This window comes from uncultured Phocaeicola sp., from assembly GCF_948499155.1.
Classification (GTDB): Bacteria; Bacteroidota; Bacteroidia; order Bacteroidales; family Bacteroidaceae; genus Phocaeicola; species Phocaeicola faecalis.
In genome coordinates this window covers 120,814-141,635 of sequence record NZ_CAOOSE010000004.1, presented here as the reverse complement: position 1 = coordinate 141,635, position 20,822 = coordinate 120,814, and the positions used below count along the sequence as shown (strand labels likewise).

Sequence of the window (20,822 nt, the reverse complement as noted above, 5' to 3'; positions counted from 1 at the left end):
TATGAATTTGAATATACAAATACCAGACAATACAGCATCAATATTCGAGTACATGCAGAAAGGGCAGTTTATCTGTTCCAACAGCACGGATATCGACCTGCGTGATATGTATAATACGATTGATGAAAACTACGAATCTTTGTACCAATACTTTTCACAAATAAACTATACATTAGAAAGGGGAAACGAGTATTTCTACTTCTCGCGCACGGAATCAAAAACCACATTGGAACAAAAGATACTCCGTGCCTACTATTGGATAGATGTACTCGATTTCTTTAAGACCTATGATGAAACATTCGGTGCAGGCTTCCGTTTCCAACCGGAACAGATCTTGGTAGAAGCCAACATCAATGTTTTGCTACAGAATAAGTTAGACGGCATTCGCAAACATTTCTCGGACAAAGATATCCGTAAGGACGTGCTCGACAATATGATACGCTTATTGGTAAAAGAGTCGTTCATCGAACTGGAAAATGAGAAGACCAACACTTATAAAGTGCTGACTTCATGGCATTATCTGGAGAAATTAGTCGATAGTATCAACATTTTTGAAGACATTGAAGATGAGAAACCTGAGTAGAATAATCTTTATCAACAGTGCGAATATTCCTTATTCGGACGACATACATCTGGATGGGAACATCCACTTTATCGGTACACAAGGGGTAGGAAAAAGTACCATTCTGCGTGCAGTCTTATTTTTCTACAATGCGGACACACAAAAACTGGGTATTCCGGTTGAAAAACAAAATTACACGGACTACTATTTCCCCTTTGCCAACTCATATATCATTTACGAAGTGGCAACAGAGCACGGGGCATTCTGCATCCTGAGCTTCAAAGCCATGAACCGGGTATGTTACCGTTTTATAGATTCGCCCTATCGCAAAGAATTCTTTATTGACGAGAACCGAACCGCTTACAGTGGCACAGACCGCATCCGTGCTGTGCTCGACCAATATGAAGTGGCGTATTCGCGCATCATTTATACTTACGATGAATATCGTAATATCCTGTATGGTAATGCAACGAGTACTGAGTTCCGCCGTTATTCACTGATGGAAAGCAAACAATATCAAAACATTCCGCGCACCATCCAGAATGTATTACTGAACTCAAAACTTGATGCCGAATTTATCAAGAAAACCATTATCTCTTCTCTAAACGAAGAAGAAACCTCTATCGACCTGAACAGTTACAAAGAGCACCTGAAAGATTTTGAAACGCGTCTGAGGGACATTAGTGAATTTCAAAGGAAAGAGACGCAGAAACAGGCAACGGAGATTACTCAACTATCACAACAAACGACCCGTCTGCAAAGTGATATCATGCAAAATTGCCGCGAACTGGTGATTGCCCGCCAGAAGGCATCCGAAGTGTTGCCCGAATGGAAAGAAAAGCGTGACAAAGCTACCAATGACATACAAATACAGGAAAAGCAGAAGGCGGAATTGCAAAACGAATCACGGCAACGTTGCGAAAAGATACAGGAAGAACTGACCATCGTCAGCAATGACTTGAAGAAAGCCGTTCTGAAGGAAAAGGAATATGAAGAACATCATATACAAGAAGTGATGGAGCGTTCTGCCAAAGAAACGGAATGGAAAAACAAACGCCTCGGTTTGCAGGAAGAACAACGCATATTGACTTCGCAATATACGGAAATCTCTTCTAAATATAAATTGCTCATTCAAAATCTGGATAACCAGTGGAATAAAATACACGAAGAGAAAATTCATCAGCTAGATACATTAAATACTGTTTACAACGCTCGTTTGGAAGAAGCCCGCAAAGAAAACCAAAACCAGACGGAAGCTTTATATCAGGAGTATGAGAACCTGTCACAAAAATTGCATCCGTTAAAAGCCGAAAAACAGACAAAGCTGGGCGAAATGGATTATCGTATTCGTTCGTGCCGCAAAGAAATCTTCTTCGAAAAGGAACAAGAGGAATTAAAGGTGCGCATTCAGTCGTACACCTCTACCCACTTGGAGCGAAAGACACGTATCAATGAGGCACAAATCACCATCAAAGACTTGATGATGAAATGGGAACACGAAGTTCAAAAGTTGGAAAAAGGAATAGATGATGAACTGTCCCTGTTGCAGATGGAATTGCAACAGTTGCACGTCCGCATAGAGGAATTGCAGCAGTTTCTTACCCATAGCAAGAGTACTTTGCAGGGTTGGTTGAAAGAAAACCATAAAGGATGGGAAGAAACAATCGGCAAACTCTGTGATGAAGCTATATTGTGGCAAACCAACCTCTCGCCGCAAAAAGCGGAAGGCAATTCTTTTTATGGCATCCAAATTGACTTGAATGTCATAGATCGTCATATCAAATCTATTGATGATTATAGTAGGGAAAAAGAAGAAAAAGAACAACGTTCGGAAGAGATCTCTATCCGCATGCAACGTTTGCAAGCCGAAAAAGCGGAGGGACAAGAGCAAATAAAGCGAAAATACCAACCGCTGATAAAAGAACAGAAAAATCGTATCAACCAGTTAGAATATGAATTGGAAAAACTGGAACGCCAATACCAGCAAGACATGCTCGACCTTGAGGACTGGAAGAAAAAGGCAGAGGTCGCCCGCAATGAAAAGTTAGCCCGGCTGGATGAAGAGAAAAGTAAAATTGCTTTAGAGCTGGCTGCCGTCAATGAAAAGCTGGATAACTTGGGGCAAGAGAAAACAAACAAGCTCAATGCCTTAAAAGAAGCATGGGCGCATTTGCAAAAACAACTCTTTGAAGAAAAGGATATCCAGCAAGACCATATACGCAAAGAAGAAAAAGAAGAACAAAAGCGCATCAATGCCAGCAAAGCGCAGCATGAAGCGGAAATGCAAAAAGAATTGCATTCCCAAGGGGCCGATACCGAGCGTTTGCAAAACATTGCCAACCAACTGGAACAAATCGAGCAGGAGTTGTCTTTCATCAAAACGCACGCGGCACTGATTATCGAATACCAAAAGGACAAGCGTGATCTGATTGAACATATCCCTGCATGGAGGTATCAGGAAGAAGACCTGAGAAAGCAATTAAAGAAGGAACGGGATACCCTGAGAACGGAAGTCGATGCCTTACAAAAAGAGATAGACAGAATAAAGAAGATTTTACAGGAAGCAGAAGAGAACATTCGTCATCTGCAACAGAATCTGGATGCCTATGCCAATATAGAAAGCTTTGACTGGTATAAATCCCATCAGGATATTTTCAGGAATGACCCTTCTATGGCAATCATTACACAAAAGAGTTGCATGGAATTGATAGATTTGTTGAATCAATGTTACATGCAATTCATACAGGTGCAAATCAAACTGCGTAAAGCCGTAAACTTATTTACAGGACACTTTGACGAGAACAATACTTTCAAGTTTAAAACTAAATTTAATGAAGACTGGGAGTACATACGCTTTGCCGACGAGCTGCACGATTTCATAGAGGAAAACAGAATTGACGAATATGTACGCCGTATCAATAATGAGCATTGGGATACATTTAAACGTATCAGTATGGACGTTACTTCACTCTCTTCTTCCGAAAAAGACATACAAAGCATCATCGGCAAAATAAATAAAGGATTTGCAACCTGCAATTTTGTTGGTGTCATTCAGCGCATCGAGATGAAAATGGAAGAAAGCAGTAACCGGGTGGTAAATGTGCTCCATGATATTCAGAAATATTACAAAGAATATGGTTATGATCTTACCCCTGAAACAAACTTGTTCTCTTCGGAAAAAGAACCTTTGATAAAAGAAGAAGCCATCAAACTGCTGCGCGACTTTATCAAAGAAATTCATGCCTACCGTTATGATAATATCCGACTGTATGACTCCTTCGAACTGCGTTTCCGCATTGTAGAGAATGGTAATGATACGGGATTTGTAGAGAAAATTTCGAGTGTGGGTTCGGAAGGTACAGATATTTTGGTAAAGGCTATGATTAATATCATGTTAATCAATGTATTCAAAGAAGGCGCTTCGCGAAAGTTCAAAGATTTCAAGTTGCACTGCATGATGGATGAGATTGGGAAACTCCATCCGAACAATGTGGCGGGTATCTTGAAATTTGCCAACGATCGGAATATTATCCTCATCAACGGCTCTCCTACCGAGCTAAACCGGGAAGCATACAAGCATGTGTATTTATTAACAAAAGATTCGCAGAGCAAAACACGTATTGCACGGCTAATTTCAGACAGTAACATATAATGATACACCTGACGTCTTCACCCTCATAAAAAAGATATCCATACAGGGGCAGCCTTATCCGTCTGCCCCTCCCTATTTCATAGCGGATATTCATATTCAAAGATTTGGGAAGTTTTTGCATTGAATCGCTCTGCCAGATAAATTCTCCCATGTTCTTCATCCACACAAAAAGCATGACCGGCCTTGTCCAATTTCATTTTTTGAATAGGATTCCCTTCCCAGTCATACTGTTCCACATAAACCGGACTTCCCTTGTCCAACTGGTCGTACAGACTACCTGCAGCTTGCAGCACATATATATATTTCTCCCCAGCATAGCAACCCAAACAATAATTAGCGTTATAACGACCACAATCCGCCTTTTCCAATGTATTGAAATCAAACCCCTTTCCCTCTTGCCTGACTGTCTTCATCCCCCCCTTTTCCAAGTCTAAAATTCGGACGACAGGATAATAGTAGTAAGCGTATACTCCTCTTTTCCGGTCGGGACGCACGCTAAACGCTCCATGGTAAGGAACAAAGCTGTCCATAGCTTTTGTATCTAGATTCAGCGGAAAGTCCAACTCCTTCGTTTCCACCTTATTCCCTTCGTTACACGTCAGAAAAAGGTTCTTGCCATACCGTTTGGAATAACCTGCAAAGAGAATGCTGTTGCCCTTCATTTTTACAAAATCAGAAATGATTCTCTCCAAATTTCCACCAAATTCAAAATCATAAGAATAAGAACGCAGCCCGGTTTTCCGCACCACTCCCCGACGATTCACCTCATAGATAATACCTCCATCCTCAATATAACATAGCAGAGAGTCTTCTATAGGAGCAAAAAGACGAGGACTATAGAAGTCTACCTGCTCCCTGAGAGACCAGGTCCCCAGTTTGAAAACCAACTTCCTGCTCTTTACGTCAAAGACTTTTAGTTCCTCATTTTTATTTTTGAGTACAATTTTTCCATGACGGAAAAAAAGTTTTGTTTCCGGGTTATCATTAGTAGCCGTCCGACCCTTAAAATTCATCGGCTTACCTTTCAGCGACACAATACGATTAAAGGAAATAAGATTCATGCTTTTTTCTTGGGCAAAAGCATTCAGCAGAAACCCAGACAGCAAAATAAAGAAAAGGAATTGTTTTTTCATGGCAATCACAGATTAGTTGTTTTTTCAATAGGCTTATAAGGCATAGAAAACTTCACATTCTCGGAGTCTGTCCATCCTCCGCTTTTAGTTTTCATCCTGATTTTAATTCCTAACGAAGCTGCAAACTTGTAAGGAGCACTATATATCCGACTGACTGTCTCATCCACCTTTTTCCGAGAAGAATCCTGGTATTTCCCCTCATAACTCCGAATGGTTTCTCCTGATTTTGCTTTCTCTATCCGTCGACAGTCCCATTGAAAAATCTGTTCACTATCTTCCATTTTCAGTATCAGTCCGGGCAGTCCGTAAAATTTATACGGTCCTACGTTAAACGGCAATTCAGCAGAAAACCATGCCCGATAGTCCCTTCCCCTGAACTGGCACACCGCCAGCTGGCACAGATATCCTGCTACCGAGTCTGTCTCAGTCAGAATCTGCCAGTCTATACGCTCTGTCGGTTCGGTATATTTCAACACCATGTCATGCAGAAAAGGCCTGAACAGAAAAGTGGTCTCCTGCTTGTCAAAGTCCATCCGCGTTTCCACCGGCCAAACATATTGGTTGAGAGAGCGGCTTGACAATCCCTGCTTCTCACATTCCGTGTAAAGCGAGTCGCCTTGATAGAGCAGATAGCTGTGGCAACGAGTACACTTCTCCCCTATTTCTAACAAATGAACATCGTGTGCAATACCGTTTTCGTCTGTAGTGGGAGCCATACGGAACTCGTAATATACTTTATAGCGACATGTGTCTATGACGCTATATTTATCAAGGATACGTGTAAACGGACACAGTTGTGCCTGCATGCTGATGGCACACCAGCATAGAAGTACAAAAAAAAGTCTAAATCTGTTCATGACTATGAGTTTTAACTGTTATAGAACTTTAAATCTTACTTTGAATAGAATGGTTGAGGGACGTATCCTGTAACTGGAACAATAGCGGTCGAGGCCGCTCAAACGAAAATACGTATACGATTGCAAATCCAGAATATTGTCCCACTGCAGATAGAACCGTATGTTCTTCCAAGTATACTGTAAGCCGGCATTCAAGATTGAAAACGACTGCCCTCCCTCTCCGGCATCCGTGTAATAGTTATAATAAGACATACTGATTCCGATGTCTTGAGGCAGCATGAGGTCGATTCCTACCCGGTTGGACAAACTAGAAACAGCCGAAAACTTCTCGCCTCCCTTGATGCGGCTTTTCCCTGTCTCCCACATTCCTTCCCAGTCCAAATGTACAAAATCAAATGGTTCGGTGTGCAGACTCCCCGATAAGGCGACCTCATGACTAAGGTTAGTTACCATCTCATCCTGACGGAGCCGCACAAAACTTCTCTTCTGCCACATTCCTTGCAGTTTCAGTGCTTAATCTGATAAAAACAAAAAAGTTTATCAGATTAAGCATTTACAACCTATGGCATTTTATCGCCTTAAATTCATTTCTTAGTCACTTAAGTTTTCTCAGTTAGCGATAAATAGTGAGATACGGAAATATTAGGTAAAGTCTTTGATAGATAGGCAAAACGGAGAAGTTGAAAAATACTGCCGGAGGCGTTAAAAGCCAGTTGGAAGCCATGTCGTGACTTCGCTACGTTACCATTCCGTAACCATGCGAAAATCCGGGTTTCCTGCTGTTCGCAGAATGGCGAAGTTAGCTATTTTATAGTGAGTTACCAACAACTCACGCGAAAATAATCCGCCCCTGACAAAGATTGCGCCGTTCCTCCCCGTTTTGCGTATCGACAGCGGACTCTTCACCAACTAAATTTGAACCAAAAAAATTTTAGGACGATGAAGAGTACATTTTCAGTAATCTATTACCTGAAACGGCAGGTAGTGAAAAAGGACGGGACAGTTCCCGTCATGGGACGTATCACGGTGGACGGCAACCAGACACAATTCAGTTGCAAGCTGAGTGTCGATCCGAAGCTGTGGGACACCAAAGGGGGGCGTGTCACGGGCAGAAGCACGGCGGCACTCGAAACGAACCGTATGCTTGACAAGATGCGTGTGCGCATCAACAGGCACTATCAGGAAATCATGGAGCGTGACAACTTCGTCACGGCAGAGAAGGTCAAGAACGCTTTTCTCGGACTGGAGCACCGCTACCACACGCTGATGCAGGTGTTCCGCCAGCACAACGAGGACTATGAAAAACAGGTGGAGGCAGGCATGAAAGCCAAAGGCACGCTTGCCAAATACCGCACCGTTTACAGGCATCTGCAAGAGTTCCTCACCATCCGCTACCATGTGAAGGACATCGCCTTGAAGGAGCTTACCCCCGCTTTCATCTCCGACTTCGAGATGTTCCTGCGCACGGACAAGCACTGCTGCACCAACACCGTGTGGCTATATATCTGCCCGCTTCGGACGATGGTGTTCATCGCCATCAACAACGAGTGGCTGACACGCGACCCGTTCCGCGAATATGAAATCAAGAAGGAGGAAACAACACGCAGTTTCCTGACCAAAGAGGAAATCCGCCTGCTGATGGACGGGAAACTGAAAAACGCCAAACAGGAATTGTACCGTGACCTCTACCTGTTTTGCGCCTTCACTGGCTTGTCATTCGCGGATATGCGCAACCTCACGGAAGAGAATATCCGCACCTACTTTGACGATCACGAGTGGATAAACATCAACCGCCAGAAAACGGGCGTGGTGTCAAACATCCGCCTGCTTGACATCGCCAAGCGGATCATAGACAAGTATCGTGGGCTGTGCGAGGACGGCAGGATATTCCCTGTACCGCATTATATGACCTGTCTGTACGGCATCCGTGCCGTGGCTAAAAGATGCGGCATAACCAAGCATATCACTTGGCACCAATCAAGACATAGTAGATTTTCTTTCTTGCTAAAATTCAAGTACTTGCAAACTTTTGTGGCTTAATAGGTAACGATTTGGAAACCAGCGAAATTCTGTATTTCACCTCGTTTTGCAGTAATTCAAAAGAACGCTTTATCTATTGGCAAAGGTAACAAAATTTATTTGATTAACAGTTTGCATTTGTGAGTTATTTCTCTGCCAAATTATAAAAAATATATAGAATCAATTACCACCAGTAGTTTTCATAGATTTCATTAATCACTATAATTTTGACAAAGTACAGAAACGATAATTTAATCGTATACTCAAAAAGGCAGTTCATCATCTATTATTGTTGGCGGCTCTTGCCGATTACGCACCGCTTTCATAAGACGAGAAATTAGCGAATCAGATTCTTTCCCATGATACTTGCGCATATAATCTTCTATTAAAACCTTTTGAGCAGCAGAAGAAAAATTACGGCGATGGGTATCATCCACTTCCGAATGACATTTGATACATAGGCATTCAAGATTACCTTCTCGATTATCTGTTTTTACACCGTTCTTATGGTGTGTTTGCATATAAAAATGGTCGAAACCGTCCTCAACATGGGTTCCACAGCGTTCACAAGTAAAACTCTTTTTGGTGCGATAGTTGAGAGATATTTCTTCCCAATTTTTAACATAACCAAAAATATCTACATCGTACTCAGCAGGTTCTTCTACATCCCCTGCTTCTTTTAGAATTTCTACAAAATCGGTGGAATCATTCACTCGCATTGCTTCTTCATCCATCAACAAACGCTTGCAGTAACCACATAGTTCCATTCCCTCAACTTCCACTTCTTTATGAGCATTTCGAGAATACACTTTTATTGGTTCTGCATTGGCAAAACGGTAAGCTTCCCGTCCAAAGTTTTCGATAGCTGTGCATTTACAAACGTGAAACTTAGGTTGGCTGACATGTCCCTGCCATTCAAAATAAAAACGAGCCTTATACATAAAACCACGGCGTTTAACTCCTTCATCATCAATATAAAAAATTCCACCATCTTCAAAGAGAATGCGCTCACCGATGTCTTCAGGCAGTACATCAACTGTACCGACTGAACGCCAAGCACCAGCAGTTCCAATCTGTATTCCCATATCAGTAAGGCTTTTCTTAAAATTAGGAAAGTCACAAATCGGGTCAGTATTGAAGAACCAATCTTCCTCTGCGTCTATGTCAAAATCGAAGCTCATTTGGTATTCTCTTTTACAAAATTCTCAAGAATTTCATCACCGGAAGTAACTATTCGAAACTCCACACGTCGTGAAGAAGTACGGTCTATAGGTTTACCAGAACGAATAATAAAATCTCCATCTGCATCAAGAGCTTTTCCATAAGAAAGCCCATTGGCAGTAAACCAATATTCAAGTAATTGTTTCTGTTTATCCGAATACATTTCAAACTGTGACATAGAGCGAAAGTATTTAACCACCGCCAATGCTCTATCTTGGGAAAGCATGGCATTGGCTATATAGGGGTCTGGATGTCGACTTGGCATCGGTACATCATCTGTATGTCCCTCAATACGAATTTCTTGGATATTAGAACGTAAACTGTCATTTAACAGAATATTGAAATAGCGGGGTAAAAACTCTTCTAGAATTTCCTTGAAACGAGGTGTCAATTCTGATGACCCTGTAGCAAAAAGAACTGTCGGTTCTTTAAATTTCATAGTAAGGTCCTTGCCTATTGTCATTTGCCATTTGAGAGTGTCACCTTCAAACTCTTTAACAAGTTTATTGTGCAACTCATTCTTGGTTTCCACATAATCAGTAAGGACGGATTGATTCTTTTGTACACGGCTAATGTAGGCGATTGCAACAAAAAGAAAAATCACCATCAATCCTGTCATAAGGTCTGAAACTGACAACCATACATTCGTTTTAGCCATATCTATCTGCGTTTACCTATTTGTTCTACCATCTTAGTAATACAGTTATCAAGTTCGGCAAGAGTAGCACTTAGGCGACCATAGAATTGACGGTCAAGCGAAGTAAGCTGCGAATTGAGTGTTTGTGACCCCTTTGTTATGATACCAACTCCTTCTTCCATTTTATCTTTTGTGCCTTGCCAAAATTGTTCCCCATAATCACGTATTTTGTTAAGTTCTTCAAGTTTCGCAATGAGAAGTTGTACTCCATCCACGAAATTACGTTGTTTGCGTACCCATTCGTTAAGTTTTTGAGTAGATTCGTTAAACGATTCCATATTAGATTTGGAAAGATTGGCAGTTTCATGCAGTTCCTTGGTGACTTCAATGAACCTCTTGTCCTCAATAATAACTTGGTTAAGCGCATCAACAAGCTGGTGTAATTTACCACCTTCACTAACAAGAATAGACGTATCATCCTTTACGCGGGTAAGTGAAGAAGAAGTAGCCTCGAAATTATCAGACATATCTTTGTACTGACGAGTAAGCGAGGTTATCATTTCTTTATTCTCCTGTTGCCAAAGATTGAGTTTCTCCACTGATTTATTAAGCTGGTCAAAATTTTCTTGAATGAGTTTGTTAATAAGCGCGTTCATTTGTTTTTGAAATTCTTCGGTCACTTTTTTCATTACATCGACAAGAGCTTCGGTATTACTCTTCTTGAGGAGTTCGGTGAATTCATTGAATTTCCTTTCTAATAACTCATTTGTTTTGGTCATATTATCTTCTATCTCAATGACCTCGCCGTGTATTATTTCCTTTAGTTTTCCAACCTTTTCATTAATTTCGTCTTCTGTACCACTTATACCAGAGATTACATCAAGGATTTCTCCAAGATGATGCGTATACTCGCTAACTTCTTGTGTATATTTCAATACAGAATTAATAGACACAGTTTGTTCATTCGTGGCTTCTTCAAGGTTCCCAAATGAAACAAGCATAGAAGAGTTTACTTCCTTTATATCAGCAAGAGTGTTCTCTTGGCTACGTTGTAAAACAACCAACGAGTCAATGGCGGAGGTCATAGTTTTTTGTGTTTCCGACATCTTAGACATTACCTCACCAACTGTTCGGTAAAAAGCCTTGCGGTCAGCCTCTTGTTCTGTCAGTTGTTTCTGAATAGAGTGTATCGTTTCTGTATTGGCATCGCTCATCGCTTTTACCGCTTTGGTTATTTCACCAGCGGCTTGATTTATGTCGGAAACACCTCCGTCTTTTTCATCTTGTTTCCTACTAATAAAAGCAGATAGAATCATAGAACCAACCATACCTGCCAAAGATGTAAAGAAGGCTGTTTTCAAGCCATCAAGTAAATCAGGGATAGAGCGATCAAGGTCTGTGGTGTCGAAAGCCATCAAACCTTTGGTTATTCCCCAAAATGTACCCAATACACCAAGGGTGGAAACCAAAGAGGGAAAAAATTCCACCATCCGGCGATTAGCCACTAATTTCTCACTATTTCTATATCTAAATACAATAATGGAACAGAAAATAAAAACAATAAAAATGCTACATAAGCAAACCCATGTATCAATTGAAATGGACAAGTTCATAACGAAATCTTATTTGAGTTGAAAATTCAATGCTTTACAATTAAATATATAAGTAATGCCTGATTACATCATACATACTCATAGGTTCACCGAAAGTCGCATATAAGGTCTTATGTGACATTACATTTAACTTGTCTAAGTCTGGTGCGTTAAGTTCGTTTCTTTTCAATATGTCGAATAATCTCATTATTACAGATATTTTATTATTTCCTTATTCATCTCTTGCCAAGAGACGGTTACTAAGAATTATTTTGTTGAAACAGAGTGGTTTGTGAATTTTTAAAGTGGAATTTCGGTAAACATACAGTATTTTTTGCAAAACAAAAACTTGGCAATAGGTTAGATTTTCAGCGTTTTATGAGCTAAGAATCATTATTTTGCGTAACTTTGCATTATAATATCCGTCTCTTGGCAAGCGTTGGACTGATTCGCAAAACATTCACGGTTTTACAGCAAATCCAATATCTTCTTATTAGCTCTGTCCACCACAGAAGTATCCAGCGAAGCAAGATAAATCTGCGTGGTGTTCTCTGAATCATGCCCCATACCTTTGCTGATGACAGAGATAGGTACATTGCGGCTTTTGGCAATACTTGCCCATGAGTGCCGCCCGACATACATTGTCAAGGGTATCGACAAGTCCAACTGTTTTCCGATTTTCTTCAACAGATGGTTCACCCTATGCAGTTCGTTGGTGTATTGCTTCCGATAATCCTTGTTCCTTTTTGTGATGATAGGTAAAAGATATTCCGTTTCATTTATCGGGTATTTGTCAACAATCTCCTGCATACATCTTTCCCATTTGATGAAAAGTTGCTGCCCCGTCTTTCGTCTGCGGTAGGAAAGGATACCGTTCTGCAAATCCTTCTTTCTCAGATAAGCCATATCTATGAAAGACATTCCCCTTGTGTAGAAACAGAACAGGAACATGTCACGGGCAAAGTCAAGATTGGGCTTCAACGACAAGTCCAGCCCTTTGATGCGTTTAAGATCGTTAAGTGATATGGCTCGCTTCAAGGTTTTTTCCACTCCTGTATAAACAGATTTGAATGGATGCCGCTGCCCTGTCAGCCCGTCTTCCACCGCACGGTTATAGACCGCTTTCAGAACGCGCATATAGAACGATATTGTATTGGGTGAGTTGCCTCTGCCTTTCAAATAAGCCTCATATTCCGCAATCAAGTCAGCGCTAATCTGGTTAAACAAGACCTCCTTGTCATTCATAAAACCGTTGAAACTTCGGAATGCCGCCGTATAGGTTTCCGATGTGCGTATCTTACCCAAGCGTTTCAGCCTTGCTATCTGCTGACAGATGTAGGCATTGAACGATTGCTCCTGTCTGTTATCCTGAAAACGCATGACTATATCATCCGCCACAAATGTGCCGGATTGGGATAAGGCTTGTATAATCTTGTTCAACCTATCTTTGTCCCATATGATACGTGAACTTATCGAAAGCAAATGATTGTTCCGCTCTTGTTCATTTGGAACACGGTGCAGGATGACCGCTTCGGAATGGCAGTCCCATTCCGAAGCGAAAAGTTTATAGTCGGTATATATCTGCCTGACCACACGGTTGTGAATCACCTGATAGTAGAGTGTGCCCTCCTTGCCGCCTATGGTGGATGGGCGAAACTTGACCTTGACCGATGCCATATCAGTCCGATTTGGATTGGTAACACTTCTCTAACGCCCTTGAAAGTTCCACAATCTCCCGGCTCAGTTTCACAAGGTCGATGGTACACTTCTCCAGCTTGTAGAGCAACGCCATCGCCTTCTTCTCCGAGAAGTGGATGCGCAGTTCCTTGACAACCTGATTGTAGTTCGTGCCGATGGCACGGAACTGGGCATGGAAATCCGACAGCTTGGTGTAGTAGTCCACCAGCGTCTTGTCCACCTTCAGCACCTTGAACTTCTGCCCGAAGAAGTACGCCTTGAGAAAGACGGCTTTCGCGTACACGTTCGATTCCTCGTACATTGTCAGGAACCTGTTCCATTCCACATCATCGAAGCGCACCATCACGCAGTGCGTCTTCGGGTTCAACTTGGGATTTCTCCCGTACTTGCTCTTCTTTTTCATACTTCTTATTTTTTCAATTTTATGGCTTGTCCATTGTTTAATCTTTGATTAATCGAGTAGGAGAAACGGGATTATTTCCCGTTTCGACCTCTCACACCACCGTGCGTACCGTTCGGTACACGGCGGTTCATTAAACATGATGTTCTAACATAATAATATTCGGACATGGGTATAAAGCCAAGTCCTTTCAGATATTCACTCGTCATGATTGTACTCAACGCTGTGGAAGCGATACGTACAGCTCCTTTCCGAGTTTTGGCTACCGTCAGTGCAACCCATTCGGGTATATCAAACTGTTTCAGTTTCTTGATGCGTGTACGGATAAACTGCCATTGTTTCCAAATGTAGGTTCGCAATCGAATCCGTATCCATCCGTCCAACCTTGCAAGGAAGGTCTTGCATCCGGCTATACGGAAGTAGTTTATCCATCCCCGTGTAACCATGTTCAACTCTTCCAGCACCTGCTGTATGCTGATACCACGGTTGCGTTTGGTTATCGCACGAATCTTCTCTTTCAGACGTTCTTTCGGACGTTCAGATACACGTGGTATGCAACCGCCTTTCTTGTAACGGAAACCGAAGCCAAGCAGATGACATTGGTCGGGACGGCTGATTTTACATTTCTCACGGTTTACGCGTAAGAGGAGTTTATCCTCCAGAAATCGTGTAACGCTCTGCAATACCCTTTCCGCTGCACGCTGGCTTCCGACATAGATACTGCAATCATCCGCATACCGGACAAAGCTCAGTTTCCGTTTCTCCAGCTCTTTGTCCAGCTTGTCAAGCAGGATGTTGGAAAGTATGGGACTTAGCGGACTGCCTTGTGGAGTTCCCTCCGTGCGCAGGCTGACCAAACCACCCTCCATTATACCTGCTTGCAGGTATCGCCGGATAAGTTTCAGTAATGGCTTGTCCGTAATACGTTCACAGAGGATGGACATCAGTCTGTCGTGATTCACACAGTCAAAGAACTTTTCCAAATCCATCTCTACCACCTTACGCTTTCCGTTTTCAAAGTATTCCAGCGCACGTTCCACAGCTTGGTGGGCAGAGCGTCCCGGACGAAAACCGAAACTGCTCTCACTGAAGCTTCCGTCATACAGCAAGTTCAACCTTTGGGCTATTGCCTGTTGTATCAGGCGGTCGGTAACGGTAGGTATGCCCAGCATACGTTTACCCCCGTTCGGTTTCGGTATCTCCACCTTACGGACTGCACAGGGAATATACGTGCCATGCTGTATCTGCGACTTGATGGCAGACCAGTTCTTCCATAAGTGGGCATGGAGTTCATCCACACCCATACCGTCAATGCCTGCCGCTCCCTTGTTGGAAACGACCTGCCTGTAGGCGGCTCTCATGTTCTCGGCACTCAATATTTCTTCGAGCATACTGTTTCTGTTTATTTATTATGTTATACACTTGGTCATATTCTTCTATATATGCAAGAGAATGCTATGCACTTGTCTGTCGCCCTTTCTGTTTCCAACATACTCTTTCGACAGGAAGCCCCCTTTCGGGGTTGGCTGCTTTCGACGCATCCCTCTTAATACATAGTTGTCAGACCGTTTAATGTTCATCCCTTCACTCCGGCAGTCGGGAGCTACTATGGAATCTGCTGACTTCTTCCGGCAAATCTTGTTTCAACCACGCCTGTTACGAATACGTGTCCGGAAGACCTCCCCCGTTAAGAACAACAACTTTCATCTCATCCATCTGCCGGATTTACAACCGCAAGTTTCGGATAGCTATCGGACTTTGCCTTGACATGCAGACTGGTCCACTTGCGACTGCCTTATATCCGGTTTCTGTTCGTCAGACCGAGAATTTGCCTCCGGCTTCCTTCGGATTCCCCTCACGGTGGACACCCTCGCCCTTGGCTAACGATTCCCACTATCAAGGCTCGTTCGGGACTTACACCCTATAGTTGTTGCCCATGCAGGGCAAACATGAACCCCGAAATTATCCGACTGCGGAGGATAATTCTGCCCACGGCGGTGAAGGCATTTTCAGTTACTTAGAATTATTCGGGTAACTGAAAATATATCTTGCTGTGTCTTTGAGGACACAAAAATCCTCCGCCTGTCGGATTTGTCTCTGAGTGCAGTCATTCATCTTGGGTATCGGTTAAGCCGATGAAGTGTATTCACCAGCCTGACCGACTTTCTGTAATCCCATCAGAGTTTGCGCCACTGCTCGATGTCATTCCGATAGGTGTCGAGGTGCAGACGGACGAGATTCTCAATCAGCCCCGATGCGCTCATGCCCTTTCCTCCGAGGAAGCGGACAACCCTGTCAAGTTCGTCACGCACCGTCTCGCTGACGAACACGGGCTTGCGGTTGACAATCTTGGGAACTTGGAGGTAGGTGGTGCGGTACTCCTCCAACGACAGCCTGCGCTGCTTACTGCTGACACGCTTCTGCGGCATTGCCGTTTCCCCGACCGCCTCACTTGACGGTTCATCCGCCATAGCGGTCTCCGTTTCTTCCGTGACGGTCTTGCCGGGCTGTTCCGGCTCATCCGGCTCCAGACCGATACGCCTGTAGATGTCATTCATCGACTTGGGAACGTAGGATTCTCTGCGTCCCATCTTTTCCACGATTTCACGAGCCTGATGCTCTGTAATGCTTGGTTCTCTCTTCATTGTAAAAAAACAAATTGATTAAGTTATTAACTGTGGTCTTGGTAAGCACCTCGACCGATTATCGGAAGCAAAGTAAGGTGCTTTAATGCAGTCAGTCAAGCACTTGGATTCTCTTAGACAATTTTGTATGGTTTTGCTTTATGGCGGTTGACAAAGCGGTGCGGACTTCACCGTTTTGCCAGATGTGGATATCATCATCTTTACATCCCCTCTGCTCAATACCATTTTTTGCGTTTAAAGAAAAAGTAAATGATAGTGACCAATGCCAACATCAGTGCCCATGCAAAGATATAACCATATCTCCATCCCAGTTCAGGCATCCACTGGAAATTCATTCCCCAGATACCTGCCAAAAAAGTCAATGGAATAAAAATACATAATGGCATTCATACGCTGGTCATTGTTAGAAAGGTAAAGGTCTACCAAAGCTGAAATCATGTCGCGGCAACCATCTGATGATGATATTACAAGGCAAGAATCCTTTTTTCTATTTCCAAATCATCTTCATTCAGTTGAGGGGACGGTATCATGCAAGTACGGATACAGTCCCCCTCCCGACAAGTATAATCATAATATTTCTTTTGCAGTTCCGTCAAGTCTTCAAGTGCCACAAGCTCCCCTTTCAATTCCAGGAACTCCTCCATGTCCGTACTGATGGTTATTAAACAACCCGCCCCCGATGAATCGTGTTATAAGCACTCATGTGAGTCACCTGCACATACGTGTTATCTTCAGAAGACTTTAAAAGCTATATACCTCTACTGGTTATGTTGTTTTTTTGCCAATCAGCCGGCTGATTGATGCCATAAAAAGCACAATAAAGACCTAAAATCTTCTCGCATAAAAGTGGTAATTGTTTCTCGCCATACCAAAAGAGCAAAACTGTTGATTATCAAAGAATTAATATTTTATTTAGGACCACAGGACCAGGGCTCACCTATATGATATTCTGGTCCTAATAGAAACCATTTACAAACTGATAATCAAACCAATAAAGCAGACAAGCCTATTAAATGAAATTCAGCACTGTAATCAATGAGATTATAAGTCATTCAAGAGCATATTCACGAAGCAATAAACTCATTGCCAACAGATATTCTCCATGTAATAATAATTCGTAATTCATAAAATCAGCTTGTCCGTTTTATAAATTAATAACGTACTGATATACAACAATATATATATTCATATCAGTATAAAGTTGGGACCAGAATCTCATATAGGTGAGCCCTGGTCCTGTGGTCCTAAAAAAAGAAGAAACATAACTGATAATCAACTACTTAACAACAGTCCACATCACAAATCCGCAGTCCATTCTATAAAGACATAAAAACGGAAAATAAAACATGAAAAAGTACTTCCGAAAAACTCCACTGTCTTTTTGCAAAACTCCACTGTCTTTTCGCAAAAGCTCTAAGTCTTTTTTTAAAAGCTGAAAGAGTTTTTTCAAGAACCTTGGAATTTTAAAATGCAGCGTCCTTTTCGTCTCCGTCACATCTCCCAATATCTATCACAAAGATTCAGATATTCCATTTCGGGCTGATTGCCAAAAGAGAGTGCAAAAAAAGAAGTCTTCCGACGTTTTATCACCCTTATTTGTTCTTTTAAATCTTTAGATAGCGGAGGCATCTCAAAGTCTGAAATCAGGACAATATCCGACTCCCTGAAATCATTCCCATTAATGATATGCGCCGCTTCGCGAAGGGCAGGCTCGATATCCGTTCCCCCATCAAAAGATTTATTGAGGAACTCGGCCAGTTTGGGCATGTCACGCGACAACTCTTCGACCAACAGAGATACAGCCTCATCGGAAAAGTTGATGACATAGCATTTGCGATGAGTCTTTTCCGTCAACTGGGCAATGGCAAGGATAGCAGACTTGGACAGGATTTCCCGGTCGCCCTGCATAGAGCCGGACGTATCCACACAAATAATATAAGGCCCTTGTCCCGAAACTTTCTGCTTGTCATTCTTCACCGAATCTGTTTCTTTCGATTTATAATCAAACAGTTGCAACCGCTTCTCGGCATACCGCTCCATGAACACGGCACGCAGCGAATCGTCCGCCAGATAACAATATTCTATCGGCAACAGACTGTTCAGGTCATTGCCCAAAGTGACGCCCGTTATATCGCTGTGCGGAGAATGGCGAATCAACATCTTCTTATCCACTCCCGAAAGGGAATCATACTTCAGGGGTTCCCGATGCTTTCTCCCCAAAAGATGTGCCAGTTGCCGGATGGCAGGATTACGTTTCATCACTTGCTCAAAAGGAAGCATTTTGCGATACAAGTCCGGGTAGTTGTGAAGCAGCCACTCCATGCGCGACCCGAGCAGGTGATTGCCCGACTGCTGTCCATGTTTCTTTACCAACAGGTCGAAACTCTCGCAAAGGCTGTCAATATGCATATACTGATAGTCGTACTCCTTGCGGGTGAGCAACTGATGCCATTTATCCAGGAAAAACTCCTTTGTCTGCGCCGCTTCTCCCTTCAACAGAGAGCAACCTTCCATGCATGAGATGTAGTAATCAATATTGAGTTCGGAAAGCTCATAACGCTTCTTAAACGCACCACGCATCTGTCTCAGAAATTGCAGGAATGCCAGGTCCGGCAAGTACTCCGAGGAATAAAAAGCATCCCATTCGGGAGTGTAGCGCGAATAATATTCCTGTAGAGAGGGAGTCGTGCGACGATAGTAGGCAAGCACTTTTTCCTCCAGTTCGTGCCGGCGCACCACTCCGTTGCCGATATCTTCCTCGTAAGCTTTGAACGTCCTGTCCTTAAGCTCCTGTGAATAAATCATCTTCAGGTCTCTCAACCTTATATTCCTGGTTCTCTTTGCGGTACGCATCAGCCATTTCGTTCAATTCGTTCTTATATCTTTCTATATTGTTCTTTTGATGGGTAAGCATCCTCCGCATCAGGAGGCGTTGCTTTGCACTCAGGAAAAGATGGTTTTCGTAATACTCCGTTTCGGCAGCAAGCAACTCGTTCCAGTCTTTCTCCATTCTTCCCAAAGCTTCGGTCACCGAACGGTATTTCATCCCCAAGTCTTCCGGTTCCGGTTCGGGCGGCGGAGGCGGACAGTTTTCATAACACATCAGGTGATATTCATAATTATTTATATAAACGGAACGAGTCCCCCGCTTCAACGTATATATCTTGCTACGGGGAACTTTGGCATGAAGCACCGAATCATATTTTTTCAGAATGCAACAATTTGCCTTATATTTATCTTTATGCAGATAGAACAGCTTTCCTGTTTTGTCAAGATGCTGGTAGTCGGAAGCAAAAATCAACAAACGCTCTTTCATGCGGACACCCTCTATCTGATAATAATAAGTATCCACCACCTGAATACCGGGGTCGTTGAGTTCGCGCAGACTGTGTTCCGAAGACTGGCGGTCCTTTAGCTCTTCTATATCCTGTTCCAGACCTTTTATGTTGAGCAGATAACCCTCGGCACTCTTCTGTATGGCAGCAGCAACCATTTCCTCTATGGCTTCCATGTGCTCTGTTTCACTCCACAGACAATATGATAAAAGTGTACAGTCCGACAAGCGGATGGTATCCGATTCGTTCAGAAAGGCCGATGTCTTAAGCAACTTTACCATCTTCTTCCAGCGACGGTCGGACACATAGAGAGGAGCTGAAATGCCTCCATCGTTCTGCACTTGCAAGTTATATTGTTCGATACCGTCTTTCAGGGCATGAATCACTTCAAAAATGGAATAATGAATCTTTACGGCAGCTATTTCTTTTTCCCAATGGGCATATTCTTCATCGGCTATTTGGAGCCGTTCGTCTATCACCGGTTCCGTTTCGTCGGTAGACGAAATCATACGGTCGAACTCACCCATATCTTCTATTCCTCCCACCAGACAGCGAATAAGGAAACGGTCCCAAAGTGCTTCAAGCCCCTGCCCTTGTGCCGGAAGCTCATTGGATGCCGCAATCAGACCTTTCAGGGGAACACGGATGGAAAACTGTCCGTTGCGATAAATCTTTTCATTGATAATAGTCAGCAAAGCATTCTGAATGGCAGGCCCTGCCTTCCATATTTCATCCAGAAAGGCAATGGTAGCCGAAGGCAGATAGCCATCGACAATACGTTCGTAGGTATCCGAATCCTTCAGTTTGGAGATAGATACCGGTCCGAATATTTCATCGGGCGTACTAAAGCGGGACATGAGGTACTCAAAAGCAGAGGCATCCCGAAAAGCCAGTTTCAGACGGCGCGCCACCATACTCTTGGCGACCCCCGGAGGGCCGAGCAAGAAGATGCTCTCTCCTGCCACTGCCGACAGCAGGGAAAGTGCCACTACATGCTCCTTCTCGAAAACACGTTCGTTAAGTTGTTGTAACAGGGATTCTATGCGAGTCTTTAATTCGTTCATTTTACTT

14 protein-coding genes and 3 pseudogenes are annotated in these 20,822 nt (G+C 43.0%); 3 read left to right on the top strand and 14 right to left on the bottom strand.

Translation table 11 applies throughout. From position 1 onward, the window contains the following. The first annotated feature begins 1 nt into the window (after window position 1). The gene (locus tag QYT14_RS05225) at window positions 2-583 is read left to right on the top strand and encodes a hypothetical protein (protein ID WP_237037884.1); all 582 of its coding nucleotides are present in this window, start codon (window positions 2-4) and stop codon (window positions 581-583) included. After that, window positions 567-4,214, top strand: coding sequence for an ATP-binding protein (locus QYT14_RS05220; protein WP_288324357.1), 3,648 nt, complete (start codon window positions 567-569; stop codon window positions 4,212-4,214). Before QYT14_RS05225 ends, QYT14_RS05220 begins: the two co-directional genes overlap by 17 nt. A 77-nt stretch (window positions 4,215-4,291) precedes the next feature. On the opposite strand, the gene QYT14_RS05215 is transcribed toward QYT14_RS05220, so the two are convergent. From QYT14_RS05215 to QYT14_RS05205, 3 genes are read right to left on the bottom strand one after another with little or no spacing between them, the layout of a single operon-like run. After that, on the bottom strand, window positions 4,292-5,347 hold the full coding sequence (locus QYT14_RS05215) for a BF3164 family lipoprotein (RefSeq protein WP_288324356.1): 1,056 nt from the start codon (window positions 5,345-5,347) through the stop codon (window positions 4,292-4,294). A 5-nt stretch (window positions 5,348-5,352) separates the two neighbouring features. Beyond that, window positions 5,353-6,204, bottom strand: coding sequence for a GLPGLI family protein (locus QYT14_RS05210; RefSeq protein WP_288324355.1), 852 nt, complete (start codon window positions 6,202-6,204; stop codon window positions 5,353-5,355). An 18-nt stretch (window positions 6,205-6,222) separates the two neighbouring features. Continuing rightward, window positions 6,223-6,699 carry a hypothetical protein gene (locus tag QYT14_RS05205; RefSeq protein ID WP_288324354.1) on the bottom strand — a complete coding sequence of 159 codons (477 nt, stop codon included), beginning with the start codon at window positions 6,697-6,699 and terminating at the stop codon, window positions 6,223-6,225. A gap of 444 nt (window positions 6,700-7,143) precedes the next feature. On the opposite strand from QYT14_RS05205, the pseudogene QYT14_RS05200 reads away from it, so the two are divergent. Then, window positions 7,144-8,193 (top strand): annotated as a pseudogene (locus QYT14_RS05200) (site-specific integrase); the annotation flags it as partial. Window positions 8,194-8,486: 293 nt separating this feature from the next. Here QYT14_RS05200 and QYT14_RS05195 read toward each other — a convergent pair. The 11 genes and pseudogenes from QYT14_RS05195 to QYT14_RS05145 all read right to left on the bottom strand — a co-directional run bounded on the left by QYT14_RS05195 (window position 8,487) and on the right by QYT14_RS05145 (window position 20,815). Then, window positions 8,487-9,404, bottom strand: a complete 918-nt coding sequence (locus tag QYT14_RS05195; protein ID WP_057329346.1) for an HNH endonuclease signature motif containing protein — start codon at window positions 9,402-9,404, stop codon at window positions 8,487-8,489. Then, window positions 9,401-10,102 (bottom strand): OmpA family protein, encoded by a 702-nt coding sequence (locus tag QYT14_RS05190; RefSeq protein WP_007481963.1) that lies wholly within the window; start codon window positions 10,100-10,102, stop codon window positions 9,401-9,403. The genes QYT14_RS05195 and QYT14_RS05190 overlap by 4 nt, the downstream gene beginning before the upstream one ends. Before the next feature lie 2 nt (window positions 10,103-10,104). Then, entirely contained in the window at window positions 10,105-11,694 is a 1,590-nt protein-coding gene (locus tag QYT14_RS05185) for a MotA/TolQ/ExbB proton channel family protein (RefSeq protein WP_118220579.1), read from the bottom strand. A 447-nt stretch (window positions 11,695-12,141) separates the two neighbouring features. Further along, complete coding sequence (locus QYT14_RS05180) at window positions 12,142-13,350, bottom strand: site-specific integrase (protein WP_288324353.1); 1,209 nt, start codon at window positions 13,348-13,350, stop codon at window positions 12,142-12,144. Window position 13,351: 1 nt separating this feature from the next. Continuing rightward, window positions 13,352-13,774 carry a conjugal transfer protein MobA gene (gene mobA, locus QYT14_RS05175; protein WP_288324352.1) on the bottom strand — a complete coding sequence of 141 codons (423 nt, stop codon included), beginning with the start codon at window positions 13,772-13,774 and terminating at the stop codon, window positions 13,352-13,354. Window positions 13,775-13,845: 71 nt separating this feature from the next. Next, window positions 13,846-15,162, bottom strand: coding sequence for a group II intron reverse transcriptase/maturase (ltrA, locus tag QYT14_RS05170; RefSeq protein ID WP_288324351.1), 1,317 nt, complete (start codon window positions 15,160-15,162; stop codon window positions 13,846-13,848). Between the two features lie 786 nt (window positions 15,163-15,948). Next, on the bottom strand, window positions 15,949-16,416 hold the full coding sequence (locus QYT14_RS05165) for a DUF3408 domain-containing protein (protein ID WP_288324350.1): 468 nt from the start codon (window positions 16,414-16,416) through the stop codon (window positions 15,949-15,951). Between the two features lie 215 nt (window positions 16,417-16,631). After that, window positions 16,632-16,884: pseudogene (locus QYT14_RS05160) on the bottom strand (CorA family divalent cation transporter); the annotation flags it as partial. Continuing rightward, window positions 16,881-17,164, bottom strand: a pseudogene (locus QYT14_RS18845) (hypothetical protein); the annotation flags it as partial. The pseudogenes QYT14_RS18845 and QYT14_RS05160, both read right to left, overlap by 4 nt. Window positions 17,165-17,907: 743 nt before the next feature. After that, complete coding sequence (locus QYT14_RS05150) at window positions 17,908-19,221, bottom strand: VWA domain-containing protein (protein WP_288324348.1); 1,314 nt, start codon at window positions 19,219-19,221, stop codon at window positions 17,908-17,910. After that, a complete protein-coding gene (locus QYT14_RS05145) occupies window positions 19,199-20,815 on the bottom strand; it encodes an AAA family ATPase (protein ID WP_288324347.1) in 1,617 nt (538 codons plus the stop codon). Before QYT14_RS05145 ends, QYT14_RS05150 begins: the two co-directional genes overlap by 23 nt. Window positions 20,816-20,822 lie beyond the last annotated feature (7 nt).

Excerpts from the sequence above, each read along its gene's own strand:
- QYT14_RS05185 (WP_118220579.1), bottom strand. The coding sequence starts at position 11,694 with ATGAACTTGTCCATTTCAATTGATACATGGGTTTGCTTATGTAGCATT.
- QYT14_RS05145 (WP_288324347.1), bottom strand. The coding sequence starts at position 20,815 with ATGAACGAATTAAAGACTCGCATAGAATCCCTGTTACAACAACTTAAC.
- QYT14_RS05165 (WP_288324350.1), bottom strand. The coding sequence starts at position 16,416 with ATGAAGAGAGAACCAAGCATTACAGAGCATCAGGCTCGTGAAATCGTG.
- QYT14_RS05190 (WP_007481963.1), bottom strand. The coding sequence starts at position 10,102 with ATGGCTAAAACGAATGTATGGTTGTCAGTTTCAGACCTTATGACAGGA.
- mobA (WP_288324352.1), bottom strand. The coding sequence starts at position 13,774 with ATGAAAAAGAAGAGCAAGTACGGGAGAAATCCCAAGTTGAACCCGAAG.
- ltrA (WP_288324351.1), bottom strand. The coding sequence starts at position 15,162 with ATGCTCGAAGAAATATTGAGTGCCGAGAACATGAGAGCCGCCTACAGG.
- QYT14_RS05215 (WP_288324356.1), bottom strand. The coding sequence starts at position 5,347 with ATGAAAAAACAATTCCTTTTCTTTATTTTGCTGTCTGGGTTTCTGCTG.
- QYT14_RS05180 (WP_288324353.1), bottom strand. The coding sequence starts at position 13,350 with ATGGCATCGGTCAAGGTCAAGTTTCGCCCATCCACCATAGGCGGCAAG.
- QYT14_RS05195 (WP_057329346.1), bottom strand. The coding sequence starts at position 9,404 with ATGAGCTTCGATTTTGACATAGACGCAGAGGAAGATTGGTTCTTCAAT.
- QYT14_RS05220 (WP_288324357.1), top strand. The coding sequence starts at position 567 with ATGAGAAACCTGAGTAGAATAATCTTTATCAACAGTGCGAATATTCCT.
- QYT14_RS05150 (WP_288324348.1), bottom strand. The coding sequence starts at position 19,221 with ATGATTTATTCACAGGAGCTTAAGGACAGGACGTTCAAAGCTTACGAG.
- QYT14_RS05205 (WP_288324354.1), bottom strand. The coding sequence starts at position 6,699 with ATGTGGCAGAAGAGAAGTTTTGTGCGGCTCCGTCAGGATGAGATGGTA.
- QYT14_RS05225 (WP_237037884.1), top strand. The coding sequence starts at position 2 with ATGAATTTGAATATACAAATACCAGACAATACAGCATCAATATTCGAG.
- QYT14_RS05210 (WP_288324355.1), bottom strand. The coding sequence starts at position 6,204 with ATGAACAGATTTAGACTTTTTTTTGTACTTCTATGCTGGTGTGCCATC.